Origin of the sequence: Lentzea indica (assembly GCF_012184385.1) — a bacterium.
GTDB lineage: Bacteria > Actinomycetota > Actinomycetes > Mycobacteriales > Pseudonocardiaceae > Lentzea > Lentzea indica.
This window is the reverse complement of the sequence record NZ_VSRL01000217.1, coordinates 1-15,223: the sequence shown is the minus strand read 5'-3', so window position 1 is coordinate 15,223 and position 15,223 is coordinate 1. Positions and strand designations below refer to the sequence as shown.

The window sequence follows — 15,223 nt, the reverse complement described above, 5'->3', positions numbered from 1 at the left end:
GGCCCGCGCGCCCTCGGCGGCCGTGCCGGTCCAGCCGGACTCGCTCGCCGCGACGCGCTTGGCGATGAGCTGCGCGGACTCGGTGAGCTCCGCGCCGAACTGGGCCCACTCGGATCCGATCTCACCGGTCTGGCCGGGATCGTTGAAGTGGTGGACCGAGTCGTACAGCTGGCGGTGGGAGCGTGAGGCCCAGTTCTGGGAGTCGCGCAGCACCAGGTCGTTCTCCGGGACCATGGCAGCCTCTCCTCCTCAGCCGTGCTTGGTGATGTCGGCCGAGGCGTCGGTGTCGACCTGGTGGTAGTTGCGGATCGCCGTGCTGACCGCCTCGTGCGTTTGTTCCAGAACGGTGCGGTAGGCCGTCATTACGCTCACGAACGAGTGAACTTCGCCGTCAGCGCGGTGTTCGAATTTGTATGTCATCGCCTGACCGACAGGATTGGCACCCAACGGCGCCGGGCGCGCGAGTCTGCCCGCGCGCTCGAGCCAGGAGTCGACCTGGTCGATCTGCTCGCGGAGCGTCTTGCGCAGCTCCTCGCCGGTCGCGGGGTCGAGCGTAACTTCGCCGGAGGTGACGCTGTTATTAAGAGCGACGGCCTTTCCATCGGCAGGCGGCGGCGACTGCGAGTCCACGAGGTGCATGGCCCGAGCATTGGCGAACTCGCCAACGCCGGCCCAACGTGCCACCAATGTTGCTGACAGAGCCGAGCTGATCGCCGGAGGAAGTACGGACAATGCGCGTCAACCTCCTCGGGACGGTCGAGCTGGTGCCCACCGGCGGGGAGTCCGTGACGCTCGCCGCGACGAAGCGGCGCGCGGTCCTCGCGGCGCTGGCGCTCGAGCTCAACCGGATCGTCTCCGGCGACCGGCTGCTGTCGCTCGTGTGGGACGGCGCCCCGCCGCCGCAGGCGAAAGCGGCGCTGCAGGGCCACATCGCCCAGCTGCGCAAGTTGCTCGGGTCCACCCTGGACCTGGTGACCCGCGTCCCCGGCTACGTGCTCGCGGGAGACCGTCACGCGGTGGACGTGTTCCTCTTCGAGGACCTGGTCGCCGCCGCGCGGAAGGCCGACGACGAGACAGCGGCCGAGAAGCTGACCTCGGCGCTGGAGCTGTGGCGCGGACCGTTCCTGGTGGACGTGCCGAGCAGGCGGTTGCACGAGGCGTACGAGGCCCGGCTCGAAGAACTGCGGCTCACCGCCGTCGAGGAGCTGGGCGCGCGGCTGATCGTGCTCGGGCGCGCAGCGGAGGCGGTGACGAGCCTGCGCGCTGCGGCGGAGGAGCATCCACTGCGTGAACCGCTCGTCGCCAGGCTGGTGCTCGCCTGCACAACGCCGGTCGCCAGGCCGAGGCGCTGGACCTGTTCGGACGGACCCGCGCGCGGCTCGCGGACGAACTGGGCGTCGACCCCGGTGCCGAGCTGCGGACCGCGCACCACGCCGTGCTGACCGACACGGACCCGTCCCAGCAGCTGCCGCGTCAGGGCCGGCCGCGCGTCCAGGTCCCGGCACAGCTGCCGCACGAGCACCGCGGGTTCGTCGGCCGCGACATCGAGCTCTCCCTGCTCGACCGTCTGCTCGGGGACTCGGGCATCGGCCTGCTGGCCGGTCCGCCTGGGGTGGGCAAGACGGCGCTCGCCCTGCGCTGGGCGCACCGCGTCGCGGACCGGTTCCCCGACGGCCAGTTGTTCGTCGACCTGTGCGGGTTCGCGGAGCGCAAGCCGCTCGAAGTGAAGACCGTGCTCGTCGGTTTCCTGCGCGCGCTCGGCGTGGAGAACGTGCGCCTGTCCGGTGGTCTGGACGCACTCGCCGGCCAGTACCGGTCGCTGCTGGCCCACCGGCGCGTCCTCGTCGTGCTGGACAACGCCCGCTCGGTGGAGCAGGTGCGCCCGCTGCTGCCGGGCTCGCCGGGCTGCCTGGTGCTCGTCACGAGCAGGCACGGCCTCGACGACCTCGTGGTGACCGAGGGCGCCGCCGTGCTCGGTGTGGGCACCCTCGACGACCAGACCGCGAGCGAACTGCTGACGACGGGCCTCGGACGTCATCGGACCGAGCAGGAGCCGGAGGCGACCGCGGAGCTGATCGACCTCTGCGACGGCCTCCCGCTCGCACTGCGCATCGTGAGCGCACGACTGGCCTCCCGGCCGAGGTGGACGATCCAGGCGCTGGTCGACGAGCTGCGGGACGAGCAGAGCAGGCTCGCGGCGTTCACGCTGCCCGAACAGGGCCGCGGCGTGCAGGCGGCACTGGCGGTGAGCTACCGGGAGCTGCCGGAAGGCGCGGCGCGGACGTTCCGCAGCCTCGGTCTGTATCCCGGCATCGACATCGACAGCTACGCCGCGGCGGCACTGCTGGACGTGAACGTCGTGACCGCGCGCACTCACCTGCGCACAGTCGCGTCCGCGAGCCTGCTGCACGAGGTCACACCGGACCGGTACGCGCGGCACGACCTGGTGCGTCTGTTCGCCCGGCAACTCGTGGAGGGCGCCGACAACCGGGAGAGCGTCGACCGGTTGCTCGACTACCACCTGCACGTGGCGGACACCGCCAGGGCACTGTTGTCCGATGAGCCGGAGCCGGTCACGACGCCGGTGCACCGCCCGGCGAGCTTCCCGGAGCTCACGTCCTACCGGTCGGCGATGGAGTGGTTCGAGCTGGAGGAGCACAACCTGCGGCTGCTGCTGGAGGTCGGTGACGGGTGGCGCACGTGGCAGCTGGCGTTGTGCCTCGACGCCTTCTACGTGCAGAACGGCAACCTCGTCGACCGGGTGAAGGTGTGCAGGACGGGCCTCGAGGCCGCCCGCGGTGACCGGGAGGCGGAAGCCCGGCTGCTGGTGAGCGAAAGCGCCGCCCTCGCCGACCTGGGCGAGCTGGAGGACGCCGTCCGCGAGTCCCGGCGCGCCGTGCGACTGGCCAGCGGCAAGGTCGAGGGCATGGCCAGGGCGAACCTCGGCTACTGCCTGGCGGCGACCGGGAACCTCGCCGACGCGCGGGAACGGATCGCGGAGGCGCTGGAGATCACCCGCGCGTCGGGGGACGTCCGCGCCCAGACCGCCGTGCTCGACCATCTCGCGAACGCGTTGCTGCGCAGGAACGAAGCGGCCGAGGCGCTGGCACCGGCGCGGGAGGCACTGGCACTGCACGCCGGCCTGCCGCCGTCCGCGGCGCACGCCACGGCGTTGTACACAGCGGGATCGGTGTTGCGGGCGACCGGCAGGACCACAGAGGCGTTGCGGGCCTTCGAGGACGGTCTGCGGCTGGCGGAACAGGTGTGGGATCTGCGGCACGTGGCGCTGTTCCACCTGGTGATCGCGGATCTGCTGGTGGACTTCGGTGACACGGTGGCGGCGGCCTCGCACCGCGAGGCGGCCGGCTGGATCCACCTGCGGCTCGGCGTGGTGGAACTGCCGGCGTCGCGCCAGGCCTCCTCGTCGGAGACCTGGCAGCGCCGCTCAACGTGAGGCGAGATCCGTCAACCTCGGTGGCGCGGGCAGAGCGGATGCCACGTAGGGCGTCTCGGAGGTCGGTGGCGTGCGGCCGAGCAGAGCCTTTCGCCACACCCGCATCGCGTCGGCGATCACGATGATCACCAGCAACGCGAACACCGCGGCCAGCACACCGTCCACAGTGGAGTTGGTGATGATCGCCTCCATCTGGTCGGTGTTCTTCGCGGGTGCCAGCAGCTTGCCCTGCGCGAGCGCGTCGGCGTACTTCTCCCGCTGCGCGAAGAAACCGAGCTTCGGGTCGGAGCTGAACACCTTCTGCCAGCTGGCCGTCAGCGTCACCGCCACGTCCCACGCGAGCGGAACACCGGTGACCCAGGCCCACTTCACCCGGCCGCTCTTGATCAGCAGGGTGGTGCACACGGTCAGCGCGATCGCCGCCAGGAGCTGGTTCGCGATGCCGAACAACGGGAACAGCTGGTTGATCCCGCCCAACGGGTCGCTCACACCGGCGTAGAGGAAGTAGCCCCACGCGAGCACCACGGCGGCGCTGCAGATCCAGAGCCCCGGTCGCCAGGACACCCGCGCGAAGGGCTTCCACACGTTGCCGAGGGCGTCCTGCAGCATGAACCGGCCGACCCTGGTGCCCGCGTCCACCGTGGTGAGGATGAACAGCGCCTCGAACATGATCGCGAAGTGGTACCAGAACGCCTTCATCGCGTCACCGCCGAGGAACTCCGCGAAGATCTCGGACATGCCCACGGCGAACGTGGGTGCGCCACCGGTGCGGGCGACGAGCGTGCTCTCCTGCACCGCCGCCGCCGCGGCCTGCAGCTCGGCGGGCGTGATGGTGAAGCCGAGATTGCTGACGGCTTCAGAGGCCGTCTGCACGGTCGTGCCGACGACGCCGGCGGGGGAGTTCATCGCGAAGTAGATGCCGGGGTCGAGCATGCACGCGGCGATCAGCGCCATGATCGCGACGAAGGACTCGGCGAGCATCGCGCCGTAGCCGATCAGGCGGACCTGGGACTCCTTCTGGATCAGCTTCGGGGTGGTGCCCGACGCGATCAGGGAGTGGAATCCGGACAGAGCGCCGCAGGCGATCGTGATGAACACGAACGGGAACAGCGACCCGGCGAACACCGGACCGGTGCCGCTGAACGCGAAGTCCGTGAACGCCTCGGTGCGCAGCACGGGCGCGGTGACCAGGACGCCCACCGCGAGCAGCACGATGGTGCCGATCTTCATGAACGTGGACAGGTAGTCGCGCGGCGCGAGCAGCATCCACACCGGCAGCACCGAGGCGACGAACCCGTAGCCCACCAGCCACAGCACGAGCGTCTTCGGCTCGAGGGTGAAGAACCCGGCCCAGCTCGAGGTCTGCACCCAGCCGCCGGCGACGATGGCGGCCAGCAACAGCACGACGCCGATGGCGCTCGTCTCGACCACGCGGCCGGGCCTGATGACCCTGAGGTAGAAACCCATGAACAGCGCGATGGGGATGGTCATCGCGATCGAGAAGGTGCCCCATGGCGACTTCGCCAGCGCGTTGACCACGACCAGCGCCAGCACCGCCAGCAGGATGATCATGATGGCGAAGACGCCGACCAGCGCCGCCGCGCCGCCGATCGGCCCGATCTCGTCACGCGCCATCTGCCCCAGACTCTTGCCGTCACGCCGCATCGAGAAGAACAGGGTGACCATGTCCTGCACCGCTCCGGCGAAGATCACGCCGACGATGATCCAGATCGTGCCGGGCAGATAACCCATCTGAGCGGCGAGCACCGGACCCACCAGCGGACCGGCGCCCGCGATCGCGGCGAAGTGGTGTCCGAAGAGGACACGGCGGTCGGTGGGCTGGAAGTCCACACCGTCGTCGAGCCGTTCCGCGGGGGTCGCGCGGGTGTCGTCCACCTTCAGCACCCGCTTGGTGATGAACCGGGCGTAGAAGCGGTAGGCGATGGCGTACGAGCCGAGCGCGGCGGCGACCAGCCACACCGCGGACACGTTCTCGCCCCTGGACAGTGCGAGCACCGCCCAGGCGACCGCTCCCACGGCAGCGACGACCGACCACACCAGGACTGACCGCAACCTGGTCTTGTTCAATGGAACTCCTTGTCAGCGTTGAAAAAGAGTGCGCGAACCCGGCCGGCCGCTCGTGGTGAGCGGTCGGTTGGGCGGGTGTGGTTTCGGCTCAGCCGGGCGGTAGGCGGCCCATGCAGGCGCGCAGGCCCGCGTCCGGTGGCAGATCGGTGGTGAACCAGCGGATCGGCCCGATGCGGCGGCAGCTCACCGTGACGTCGCGACGGGCCAGATGTGCCCAGGCGGTGGGATGTGCGTAGACGGCGCCCTGTGGCAGCGCGTCGACCGCTCGCAGGCCGCGGTGCAGTTTGCCGCGGCGCATGACGCGCACGGAGAACTCACCGGAGTCGGCACAACACATTCCGGTGACGTGCCAGTCGACCACGACGACTTCGTGTGGCCGGAGTTCGTTGCACGCCAAGGTGTCCAGCCGGAACGTCACGCGTCCTCCCGGTGCAACCGGAGCGCCACGGAGAGACACAGGACGGTGACGATGAGGCACCCGAACTGGTACCAGTAGAAGAAAGGCACGCCGGCGAGGCGAGGTTCGGCCCGTGCGTACAGGGGCACCGCCATCGCGGTGAGGCAGGGCAGCACCAGCAGTACCACCGTGATCGCGGGCCGTGAACTTCGCAGGCGCACCGTCGCACCTCCTCCTCGTGGGGCTCTGACCCATTAGTTGCGCGGGGCGCTCGTTCGGTTTACACAGACGCGGAAATTTTTTGTCGCGTATGTTGCGCCGGTGCCCGACGAGGAGGACGAGTCGTGACCGGAGTCGACGTGCCCGCGCTGCTCGCGTTCGGGGCCGTCCTCGTGCTGACGTCCGCGGTGGCGGTGGCCGCCCGCTGGTTCTACCGCGCCGACGTGCTGCCGACGCCGACGGACTGGGCGGTGGCGAGCCGCCGGTTCGGCACCGTCACCACGTGGTTCCTGCTCGGCGGCACGATCTACACGGCCTACACGTTCGTCGCCGTGCCGGGCGTGGTCTACGCCGAGGGCGCGATCGGGTTCTTCGCGCTGCCGTACACGATCATCGTGTACCCGCTGGCGTTCTGGTTGCTGCCCAAGCTGTGGCGCGAGGCCAGGGACGTCGGCGCGGTGACGATCGCCGACGTGGTGCGGGTCCGGTACGACTCACCGGGGCTGGCGCTCGCCGTGGCGCTGACGGGGATCCTGGTGACGATGCCCTACGTGGCACTGCAGTTGCTGGGAATCCGCACGGTGCTGATCGTGCTCGGTGTCTACCCGGCCGGCGTGACCGGTGACGTGATCCTGGGCGTCGTGTTCGCGGTGCTGGCGGTGGCCACCTACCGCAACGGGCTGCGCGCGGCGGCGGTGATCGGCTTCCTCAAGGGCGTGCTGGTGTTCGCGGCGATCGTGGTGATCATGGCGCTGCTGGGCTCGCCCGCCCGCCTGTTCGCCGAGGCGGAGCGACGGTCGACCGGCCCGCCGGACCTCGTGTCGGCCGGTGTCGACGGCGGGGTGGTCACCACCCACCTCGATCCCGGCCTGTCGACCGCGTACGTGACGCTCGCGGTCGGATCGGCGCTGGCGTTGCTGATGTACCCGCACGTGCTGACGGCGGCGTTCGCGGCGCGCGGCGAGCAGGTGCTGCGCCGCAACTCCGTGGCACTGCTGGGATGGACGGCACTGCTGGGCCTGTTCGCGTTCCTCGGCATCGCCGCGCACGCACTGGGCGTGGTCGTCGCAGAGGGCAGTGCCGAGCTGGCCGTGCCGACGATGATCACGCAGCTGATGCCGGGCTGGGCGGCGGGCGCGATCTTCGGCGCGCTGGCGGTGGGGGCGCTGGTCCCGGCGTCGATCATGTCGGTCGCCGCGGCGATGTTGTTCACCCGCAACGTCTACGTGGAGTACGTCAACCCGAACACCACGCCGAAGCAGCAAACGTCGATCGCGCGGTTCGTGTCGCTGCTGGTGAAGTTCGGCGCGCTCGGGTTCGTGCTGCTGCTCGCCGCGCAGGACACGATCAACCTGCAGCTGCTGGGCGGGGTGTGGGTGCTGCAGACGTTCCCCGCGGTGGTGCTCGGCGCGCTCACCCGCAGGCTGTCACCCGCCGGCATGCTGGCAGGCTGGGCCGTCGGCATGCTGACGGGCACGCTCCTGGTCACCTCCGGTGGGTTCTCGGCCGTGGTGGTCATCGGCGGCCTCCAGGTCTACGCGGCGGTGATCGCGCTCGCGGCGAACCTGGTGGTCGCGTTCGCGGTGAGCGCGGTGTGGCGACGGTGAACGAGGAAGTACCCGACACCGTCGAGACCCTCGCCGGCCGCGACGCCGACCGGGAGGCCGCCCTGGCCGCCCTGTTCCACCGGCATCACCTGGAACTGGTGCGGCTCGCGATCCTGCTCGGCGCGGAGTCCGACGCGGAGGACGTGGTGGCCGACGCGTTCTGCGAGCTGCACCGGGGCTGGAAACGGCTGCGCTCGGAGCAGGCGGCGCTACCCTATTTGCGTGCGGTCATCGTGAACCGGGTCCGGATGCGCGTCCGGCACCTGCAGGTCGTGCGCAAGCACGTCGAGTGGGTGCGCGAGGACGTGGCGTCCGCGGAGTCCCAGGCCATGGTGCGCGACGACCAGCGCGCGTTGGTGGCGGCGCTCCGCGAACTGCCGGAGCGGCAGCGAGAAGCGCTGGTGCTGCGGTACTGGCTGAGCCTGAAGGAGGTCGAGATCGCCGAGGCGATGGGCATCAGCGCGGGTGCGGTCAAGGCCCACACCGCGCGCGGCATGGCGAAACTGGGCAAGGTGCTGGAGGCGCAGGATGACGACTAGCGGCGAACAACGGCTGGAAGAGGCCCTCCGCAGCGTCGCCTCCGAGGTGACGACGTCGCCCGACGCCTACCGCGAGGTGCGGACCCGGTGGCGCCGCAAGGAACGCCGCCGCCGGCTGATCGTCGCGGCGCTGGCGACCGCGGTCGTTCTGGCGACCAACGGCATCGCGCTCTGGGCGCTCAACGACGCCCGTCCCGACCAGCACATCATCTTCATCGATCACACGCGCTCACGCTGAACAGGGGAGTCACCACCCGCGGTGGCGCGTTCACGTCGCCTCGATGCGCGGGGCATCGGTGGCAGAGTGGGTCGTCCCGCTGATTGAAGCGTTTCAACCGACTGTCCGGTTGTGGACAGGCTTGCAGGGAACATCTTGACGTGTCTTGTTGTGCCTTACACGCTGGCTCTCGCCCCAGAAATTGAAACGTTTCATCCAGCGACGAAGGTGGAGAAGACGTGCGGCGACGGGTGTTCCTGAAATCATCGGCGGTCGGGCTGTCCGCGACGGCGTTGCCGGTCGGGACGGCACAGGCCGAACCGGAGGGCAGGGCGAGCGGGTTGCGGGTCGTGCGCACCACCGTCGAGTACGCGGAGACGTTGCTGGGCACCGATGTCACGGTGCCACGGCTGAGCTGGGTGCTCGCGGCGGGCGGTACCGGCGCGCGGCAGACGGCCTACCAGGTCGAGGTCGGCACCGCGCCCGGACGTGCGGACGTGTGGCGGTCCGGCCGGGTCAACTCGGACCGCACGACGGGGATTCCGTTCGGCGGCAAGGAGCTGCGGCCGCGCACGCGTTACCACTGGCGAGTACGGGTGTGGGACAGCGCAGGCCGGCTGTCGGCGTGGAGCACGAACAGCTGGTGGGAAACGGCGTTGCTCGGCACGCCGTGGCAGGCGCGGTGGATCGGCGCGCCGGACACCTCGATCAGCTTCACCGGTGCCTCGTGGATCTGGTCGGCCACCACGCCACCGGAGAGCCGCTGGTTCCGGACCCGGCTCGACCTGCCCGCGGACGCGGTCCGGGCCCGGCTCGTCGCGACCGCGGACGACGACTTCACGTTGTACGTCAACGGGTCCGAGGCGTTGCAAGTGCCGGAGCAGACCGACGTGTGGAAGGTCGGCCAACGCGCCGACGTCACCCGTCTGCTGAGCGGCAAACGAATCGTGCTGGCCGCGCGCGCCACGAACCGATCGGCTGGACCGGCCGGATTCCTGCTGCGGTTGCTCGTCGACCTGCCAGACGGCCGACGCGAGCTCGTCACCGGGCCCGGCTGGAAGGTGGCCGACACCGAGCAACCCGGTTGGCAGACCCCGGACTTCGACGACTCGGCCTGGACCGCCGCGACCGTGCTCGACCCGTACGGCCAGGGCCCGTGGGGCTCGAACGTCACGGTCGGCGAGCAACCCGCACCCTTGCTGCGCAAGGAGTTCAGCCTCAGCAAACCGGTCAAGAGCGCGAGGCTGTACGTCAGCGGACTGGCCTACCACGAGACCGAGATCAACGGCCGCCGCGTCGGCGACCGGGTCCTCGATCCCGGCTTCACCGACTACGACAACACCGTCCTGTACGCGACGCACGACGTCACCGGGCTGGTCCGCTCCGGCCGCAACGCGATCGGCGTGACGCTCGGCCGCGGTTTCTACGGCATGAAGACGCCGAACGTGTGGCGCTGGGAGCGCCCGCCGTGGCACGACGAGCCGAAACTGCTGGCACAGCTGGAGATCGACCACCCCGACGGCACCCGCACGACGATCGCCTCTGACGAGTCGTGGCGCCTGACCGACGGCCCCACGCTGTCGAACTCGCTGTACACCGGCGAAACCTACGACGCCCGGCTCGCCCCGCGTGACTGGACCAAACCCGGCTTCGACGACTCCCGATGGCAGAGCACGCCGATCCGTCCCGCTCCGAAGGGCACCCTGAAAGCCCAGGAACACGAACCGATCCGGGTGGTCGAGTCGGTCACGCCGGTGGTCACCTCACCGAAGCCCGGCGTGTTCGTGGCCGACATGGGCCGCACGATGTCGGGCTGGACGCAGCTCACGGTCAACGCTCCGGCGGGCACGGTGGTCCGGCTCAAGCACGGCGAGACGCTGAACTCCGACGGCACCGTGCACATGGAGAACGGCCATGTGACCGGCGGCCGCATCCAGCTCGACGAGTACATCTGCGCGGGCCGTGAGGAGACGTGGGAACCGAAGTTCTCCTACAAGGGCTTCCGGTACGTCGAGGTCACCGGACTGTCCTCGGCACCAAAGAGTCTGATCGGCCGCGTTGTGCACTCGGACGTGCCGCGGGCGAGCACGTTCCGCTGCTCGGAGCCGTTGTTCGAACAGTACGACGCGGCGATGCGCCGGACCGTCGTGAACAACCTGCACGGCATCCCCACCGACACGCCGACCTACGAGAAGAACGGCTGGACGGGGGACGCGCACGTCGGCGCGCCGTCGATGCTCGCCGAGTTCGGCATGGCGAAGTTCTTCACCAAGTGGCTCGGCGACCTCGCGGACAGCCAGGACACGGCCGGCCAGCTGCCGGTGATCGTGCCGAGCGGCGGCTGGGGTTACCGCGAGCTCGCGCCCGCGCCGGAGTGGACGACCGTGTACCCGTTCGTGCTGCGCGAGATGTACCGGATCTACGGCGACGACCGGCTGCCCGCCCAGCACTGGCCGGTGCTCACCCGGTACCTGGACTGGGAGATCGGCAGGCTGCGCGACGGTCTCGCCGTCACCGCGCTCGGCGACTTCCTGCCGCCCGGCTCCGGTGGACTGCCACCCGAGGACACCCGGCTCACCGCCACCGCGTACCTCTATCGCGCTCTGCTGCACACCGCCGAGCTCGGTGACGTGATCGGCAAGCCTGTTCCGCGTTATCGCGAGGTCGCCGCCGGTTTGTTGTCGGCGTTCAACAAGGCGTTCCTCGACGGCTACTACCGCACTGCCAAGGATCCCGACTACCGGCAGACGTCCAACGCGATCCCGCTGGCGTTCGGCATGGTGCCCGCCGGGTCCGTTCAGGCCGTAGCGGACCGGCTCGCCGCCGAGGTCCGGGCGAACGGCAACCACGTCAACGTCGGCTGCCTCGGCGCCAGCGTGCTGCTGAAGGCGTTGAGCGACAACGGGCACGCCGACGTCGCGCACGCCATGGCCACCGAGCGGTCGTACCCGAGCTGGGGTCACTGGTTCGCGAACGGCGCCGACACCATGTGGGAGATGTGGGACACCGGCACGCGTTCGCGCAACCACTACTTCAAGGGCACGGTCGCCCAGTGGCTGTACGAGCACGTCGCCGGACTGGTGCCGGGTGATGCGGGCTACCGGACGTTCACCGTGCGGCCGAACGCCACCGCCGGGTTGTCGTGGGCACGGCTGGAATTCGAGAGTGTGCGCGGACGCATCGGCGTGGCGTGGGCCAAGGTCGACGGCGTGCTGCGGCTGACCGTCGACGTGCCGGTGGGATCCACCGCCGAGGTGCACGTGCCAGGGTCATCGGCGGTATCCGTACCCCACGGCCGATGGACGTTCACCGGAACAGCTTGAGCGGAACGGCCTCGGCGAGCATGCGGTAGCCCGTGGGGTTGAGGTGCAGGTGGTCGCCGACGTCCGCGACGGGAAGCAGCTGCCGCGGGGTGGCCGGGTCGCGGACGGTGGCGTCGAAGTCGATGACGGCGTCGAAGCGGCGGCTGGTGCGGATCCAGCGGTTGACCGTCTGCCTCGCCGCCTCGTGGAAGCCGCCGGGGTCGTCGTAGCTGTGGCCACCAAAGGGAAGGAGCGTCGCGCCGTACACCTTGATGTCATGCGCGTGGGCGCGGTCGACGATCTGCTGGTAGGCCGCGATCAGATCATCGGCCACCTGTTTCTGGGCGACTTCCGTGGCGGCGGCCGTGCCGATGTCGTTGACGCCCTCGAACAGGATCAGCCACCGGACCCCGCTCTGCGCCAGCAGGTCCCGGTCCAGACGGGCCAGGACGCTGGGGCCGAGGCCGTCGGCGAGCACCCGGTTCCCGCCCGCTGCCTGGTTCAGCACTGCGACGCCGCCGCGCAACCGGTCGGCGAACCGGTCTGGCCAGCGGTCGTTGCCGTTGGTGGTGGAACCTCGGCCGTCGGTCAGCGAGTCACCGATGATCACGACGGCCGGCGCGGTCGACAGCACCTCGATGCCGCTGAGGAAGTACCAGTGGTCGGTGGGTGTCGAGCCCGGCAGGTCCGCCGAGTCGACGTGGTTGCCCGCCAGCAGGTGGGACGTGGTGCGGGAGCCGGGGTGCGAGGTGATGTCGTTGGACGCCTGCCCGTGGGCGAGATGGGCGGTCACCGTGACGATCATTCCGGGCGTCAGGGCGAAGTCCAGCGGGTCGGACACCACGAGCGCACCTCTGGGAACGTCCACAGAGGACCGTCCGCTGAAGGTGATCCGTCGCGTCGTGCCCGGCTGGATCGCACTGACACCCGCGCGGCCGTCCTTCGGCAGCGCGACGGTGACCGCGGTGATCGGCAGCACCGCGCCGCCGAACGCGTTGGAGAAGCGCAACCGCATCCGCCGGCCGCCGACCGTGACGCGGACGGTCTGGCGCAGCGTGGCGTCGTTCATCACCAGGCCGTCCTGGGTGAACGGCGGGGGCGGCATGTTGTGCGGCTCGGTCAGCTGCGGCATGGACGTCCAGGTGTTGACCCAGCCGGTTCGCGCCGGGGCCTCGGCCCTGGCAGCTGTCGGGGTCAGCACACCGGTGGCGGCCAGACCGAGGAACAAGCGCCTGCGCATCTTCCACGCCCTTTCGGAAAAGGAACCGAAAGATCAACCTAGAAGTGCGCACAAATGGACGTCAATTGACAAACGAAGCCAAATTCATTTTCGAAACCTTTTCGAGAACGTCACCGCGGGAGATAGCGCCGCAACGGTTGTGATTCCCGCACCAGCTTCCTGAGGTCGGCCAGCGTGCCGTGAACCGCGCCCACGGCACGTGCCTGCACCAGGACGTTCCCCAGCGCGGTCGCCTCTGCAGGGCCCGCGACCACCGGGATACCGCACGCGTCGGCGGTGAGCTGGCACAACAACTCGTTGTGCGAGCCGCCGCCGACGATGTGCACGACCTCGACTTCCTTGCCGGACAACCGCTGGGCGTCCGCGATGGCGTCGCGGTGAGCCAGCGCCAGACTGTCCAAGATGGACCGGACGATCTCCGCCCTGGTCATGGTCTTCCCGCACTGCCGCTGGATCCGCGCGGGCATGTCACCGGGCGGGAGGAACACCGGGTCGTTGGGGTCGAACACCGAACCTCGCGCGTGCACGGCTTCCTTCAGCAACGGCTCCAGACCGGTGTCCCAGCACCTCAGGCACTCCTGCAGCAGCCAGAGGCCCATCACGTTGCGGAGGTAGCGGATCGTGCCGTCGACGCCACCCTCGTTGGTGAAGTTGGCCGCCCTGCTCTCCTCAGAGAGCACCGGAGCGTCCAGCTCGACACCGACCAACGACCACGTGCCGCAGGAGATGTAGGCGAACCGTTCCGTTTCGGCGGGCACGGCGACGACCGCCGACGCGGTGTCGTGCGAGCCGACCGCCGTGACCGGGACGCCTTCGTACGTGCCAGCGGGGTCGCCGGGGTGGCGCAGGTCCGGCAGCAGGCCCACCGGCAGATCCTGCGTCAACTCGGCCGACCATTGTCCACTTCGGACGTCGATCAGCCCGGTCGTGGTCGCGTTGGTGTACTCGGCGCCGCGTTCGCCGGTCAGCCAGTACGAGAGCAGGTCAGGGATCAGCAGGAGCTGCGCGGCGTGGGCGAGCAGTGGTTCGGCCATCAGCTGGAACATGGTGTTGAACGGCTGGAACTGCAGCCCGTTGAGCTGGTACAGGCCGTCCTGGGGCGTGATGCCCTCGGTGCGGGAGTCGCGGTAGTGCACCGGGTTGCCCAGCAACGCTCCGCGCGCGTCGAGCAGGCCGTAGTCGACCGCCCAGCTGTCGATGCCGATGCTGTCGAGGCCGACCGAGTCCAGTTCGGCTGCCAGGTGCAGGCCGGTGAGGACTTCCCGGTACAGCGCCAGGACGTCCCAGTGCAGGGTGCCGAGCAGGCGCACCGGCCCGTTGGGGAACCGGTGCACCTCCTCGGTGTAGAGCTTGCCGTCGCCGACGCGGCCCAGCAGCACGCGGCCGCTGGAGGCGCCGAGATCGACCGCCGCGACCGTTGCCGTCATCGCAGGAACGCCGCGGCGACACCGGCGTCGACCGGCACGTGCAGGCCGGTCGTGAGCGACAGGTCGCCTGCTGTCAGTGCGAACACCGCGGCGGCCACGTGCTCGGGCAGCACCTCGCGCTTGAGCAGGGTGCGCTGGGCGTAGAACTCGCCGAGCTTCTCCTCCGGCACGCCGTAGACGGCCGCGCGCTGGGCGCCCCAGCCACCGGCGAAGATGCCGGAGCCGCGGACCACGCCGTCCGGGTTGATGCCGTTGACGCGGATGCCGTCCTCGCCGAGTTCCGCCGCCAGCAACCGGACCTGGTGTGCCTGGTCGGCCTTGGCCGCCCCGTACGCCACGTTGTTCGGGCCGGCGAAGACCGCGTTCTTGCTGGAGATGTAGATGATGTCGCCGCCCATCGCCTGAGCACGCATGACCTTCGCCGCCTGCTGTGACACCAGGAACGACCCCTTGGCCATCACGTCGTGCTGCAGGTCCCAGTCGGCCTCGGTGGTCGCCTCTAGCGGCTTGGAGATCGACAGTCCGGCGTTGTTGACCACCAGGTCCACGCCGCCGAACGCGAGCGCCGCTTCCCGGAACGCGTCGGCGATGCCCGCCGCGTCGGTGACGTCGACGGTCACCGGCACTGCCACGTCCGTGTACGTGGTGATGTTCCTGCTCACCGGCTACCTGATCTACCGTGCGGGCTGGAGCGCGATCGACCTGAGCCTCGGCGAGGTCCGCCACACCGGAC

General features: G+C 69.8%; 11 protein-coding genes and 3 pseudogenes. 6 read left to right on the top strand and 8 right to left on the bottom strand.

The features are described 5' to 3' along the window. Together FXN61_RS37730 and FXN61_RS37725 are read right to left on the bottom strand one after the other, a co-directional pair. Positions 1–234, bottom strand: a pseudogene (locus FXN61_RS37730) (PPE domain-containing protein); the annotation flags it as partial. Positions 235–249: 15 nt separating this feature from the next. After that, positions 250–639, bottom strand: coding sequence for a RidA family protein (locus tag FXN61_RS37725; RefSeq protein ID WP_188135912.1), 390 nt, complete (start codon positions 637–639; stop codon positions 250–252). 92 nt (positions 640–731) lie between these two features. Between FXN61_RS37725 and FXN61_RS53340 the strand changes: the two are divergent. Beyond that, positions 732–1,381, top strand: a pseudogene (locus FXN61_RS53340) (AfsR/SARP family transcriptional regulator); the annotation flags it as partial. 54 nt (positions 1,382–1,435) lie between these two features. Continuing rightward, the gene (locus FXN61_RS37720; RefSeq protein WP_376770792.1) at positions 1,436–3,454 is read left to right on the top strand and encodes an ATP-binding protein; all 2,019 of its coding nucleotides are present in this window, start codon (positions 1,436–1,438) and stop codon (positions 3,452–3,454) included. On the opposite strand, the gene FXN61_RS37715 is transcribed toward FXN61_RS37720, so the two are convergent. The 3 genes from FXN61_RS37715 to FXN61_RS37705 all read right to left on the bottom strand — a co-directional run bounded on the left by FXN61_RS37715 (position 3,446) and on the right by FXN61_RS37705 (position 6,160). Continuing rightward, the gene (locus tag FXN61_RS37715; protein ID WP_167978704.1) at positions 3,446–5,542 is read right to left on the bottom strand and encodes a carbon starvation CstA family protein; all 2,097 of its coding nucleotides are present in this window, start codon (positions 5,540–5,542) and stop codon (positions 3,446–3,448) included. The two genes, FXN61_RS37720 and FXN61_RS37715, sit on opposite strands and share 9 nt — an antisense overlap. Positions 5,543–5,630: 88 nt before the next feature. Then, positions 5,631–5,960: a hypothetical protein gene (locus FXN61_RS37710; RefSeq protein ID WP_167978703.1), complete on the bottom strand. Its 330-nt coding sequence runs from the start codon at positions 5,958–5,960 to the stop codon at positions 5,631–5,633. Further along, positions 5,957–6,160 (bottom strand): DUF3311 domain-containing protein, encoded by a 204-nt coding sequence (locus FXN61_RS37705; protein WP_223165778.1) that lies wholly within the window; start codon positions 6,158–6,160, stop codon positions 5,957–5,959. Before FXN61_RS37705 ends, FXN61_RS37710 begins: the two co-directional genes overlap by 4 nt. A 123-nt stretch (positions 6,161–6,283) precedes the next feature. Between FXN61_RS37705 and FXN61_RS37700 the strand changes: the two genes are divergently transcribed. From FXN61_RS37700 to FXN61_RS37685, 4 genes are all read left to right on the top strand, one after another. Next, complete coding sequence (locus FXN61_RS37700; protein ID WP_167978702.1) at positions 6,284–7,765, top strand: sodium:solute symporter family protein; 1,482 nt, start codon at positions 6,284–6,286, stop codon at positions 7,763–7,765. Continuing rightward, a complete protein-coding gene (locus FXN61_RS37695) occupies positions 7,762–8,304 on the top strand; it encodes an RNA polymerase sigma factor (protein WP_223165777.1) in 543 nt (180 codons plus the stop codon). The genes FXN61_RS37700 and FXN61_RS37695 overlap by 4 nt, the downstream gene beginning before the upstream one ends. After that, the gene (locus FXN61_RS37690) at positions 8,294–8,542 is read left to right on the top strand and encodes a hypothetical protein (RefSeq protein WP_167978697.1); all 249 of its coding nucleotides are present in this window, start codon (positions 8,294–8,296) and stop codon (positions 8,540–8,542) included. Before FXN61_RS37695 ends, FXN61_RS37690 begins: the two co-directional genes overlap by 11 nt. Before the next feature lie 218 nt (positions 8,543–8,760). Next, complete coding sequence (locus FXN61_RS37685; protein WP_167978700.1) at positions 8,761–11,844, top strand: family 78 glycoside hydrolase catalytic domain; 3,084 nt, start codon at positions 8,761–8,763, stop codon at positions 11,842–11,844. On the opposite strand, the gene FXN61_RS37680 is transcribed toward FXN61_RS37685, so the two are convergent. The 3 genes and pseudogenes from FXN61_RS37680 to FXN61_RS37670 all read right to left on the bottom strand — a co-directional run. Continuing rightward, positions 11,828–13,063, bottom strand: coding sequence for an SGNH/GDSL hydrolase family protein (locus FXN61_RS37680; RefSeq protein ID WP_167978699.1), 1,236 nt, complete (start codon positions 13,061–13,063; stop codon positions 11,828–11,830). The genes FXN61_RS37685 and FXN61_RS37680 overlap by 17 nt on opposite strands. 110 nt (positions 13,064–13,173) lie before the next feature. Then, positions 13,174–14,490, bottom strand: a complete 1,317-nt coding sequence (locus FXN61_RS37675; RefSeq protein ID WP_167978698.1) for a rhamnulokinase — start codon at positions 14,488–14,490, stop codon at positions 13,174–13,176. After that, positions 14,487–15,125, bottom strand: a pseudogene (locus FXN61_RS37670) (SDR family oxidoreductase); the annotation flags it as partial. The gene FXN61_RS37675 and the pseudogene FXN61_RS37670, both read right to left, overlap by 4 nt. Positions 15,126–15,223 lie beyond the last annotated feature (98 nt).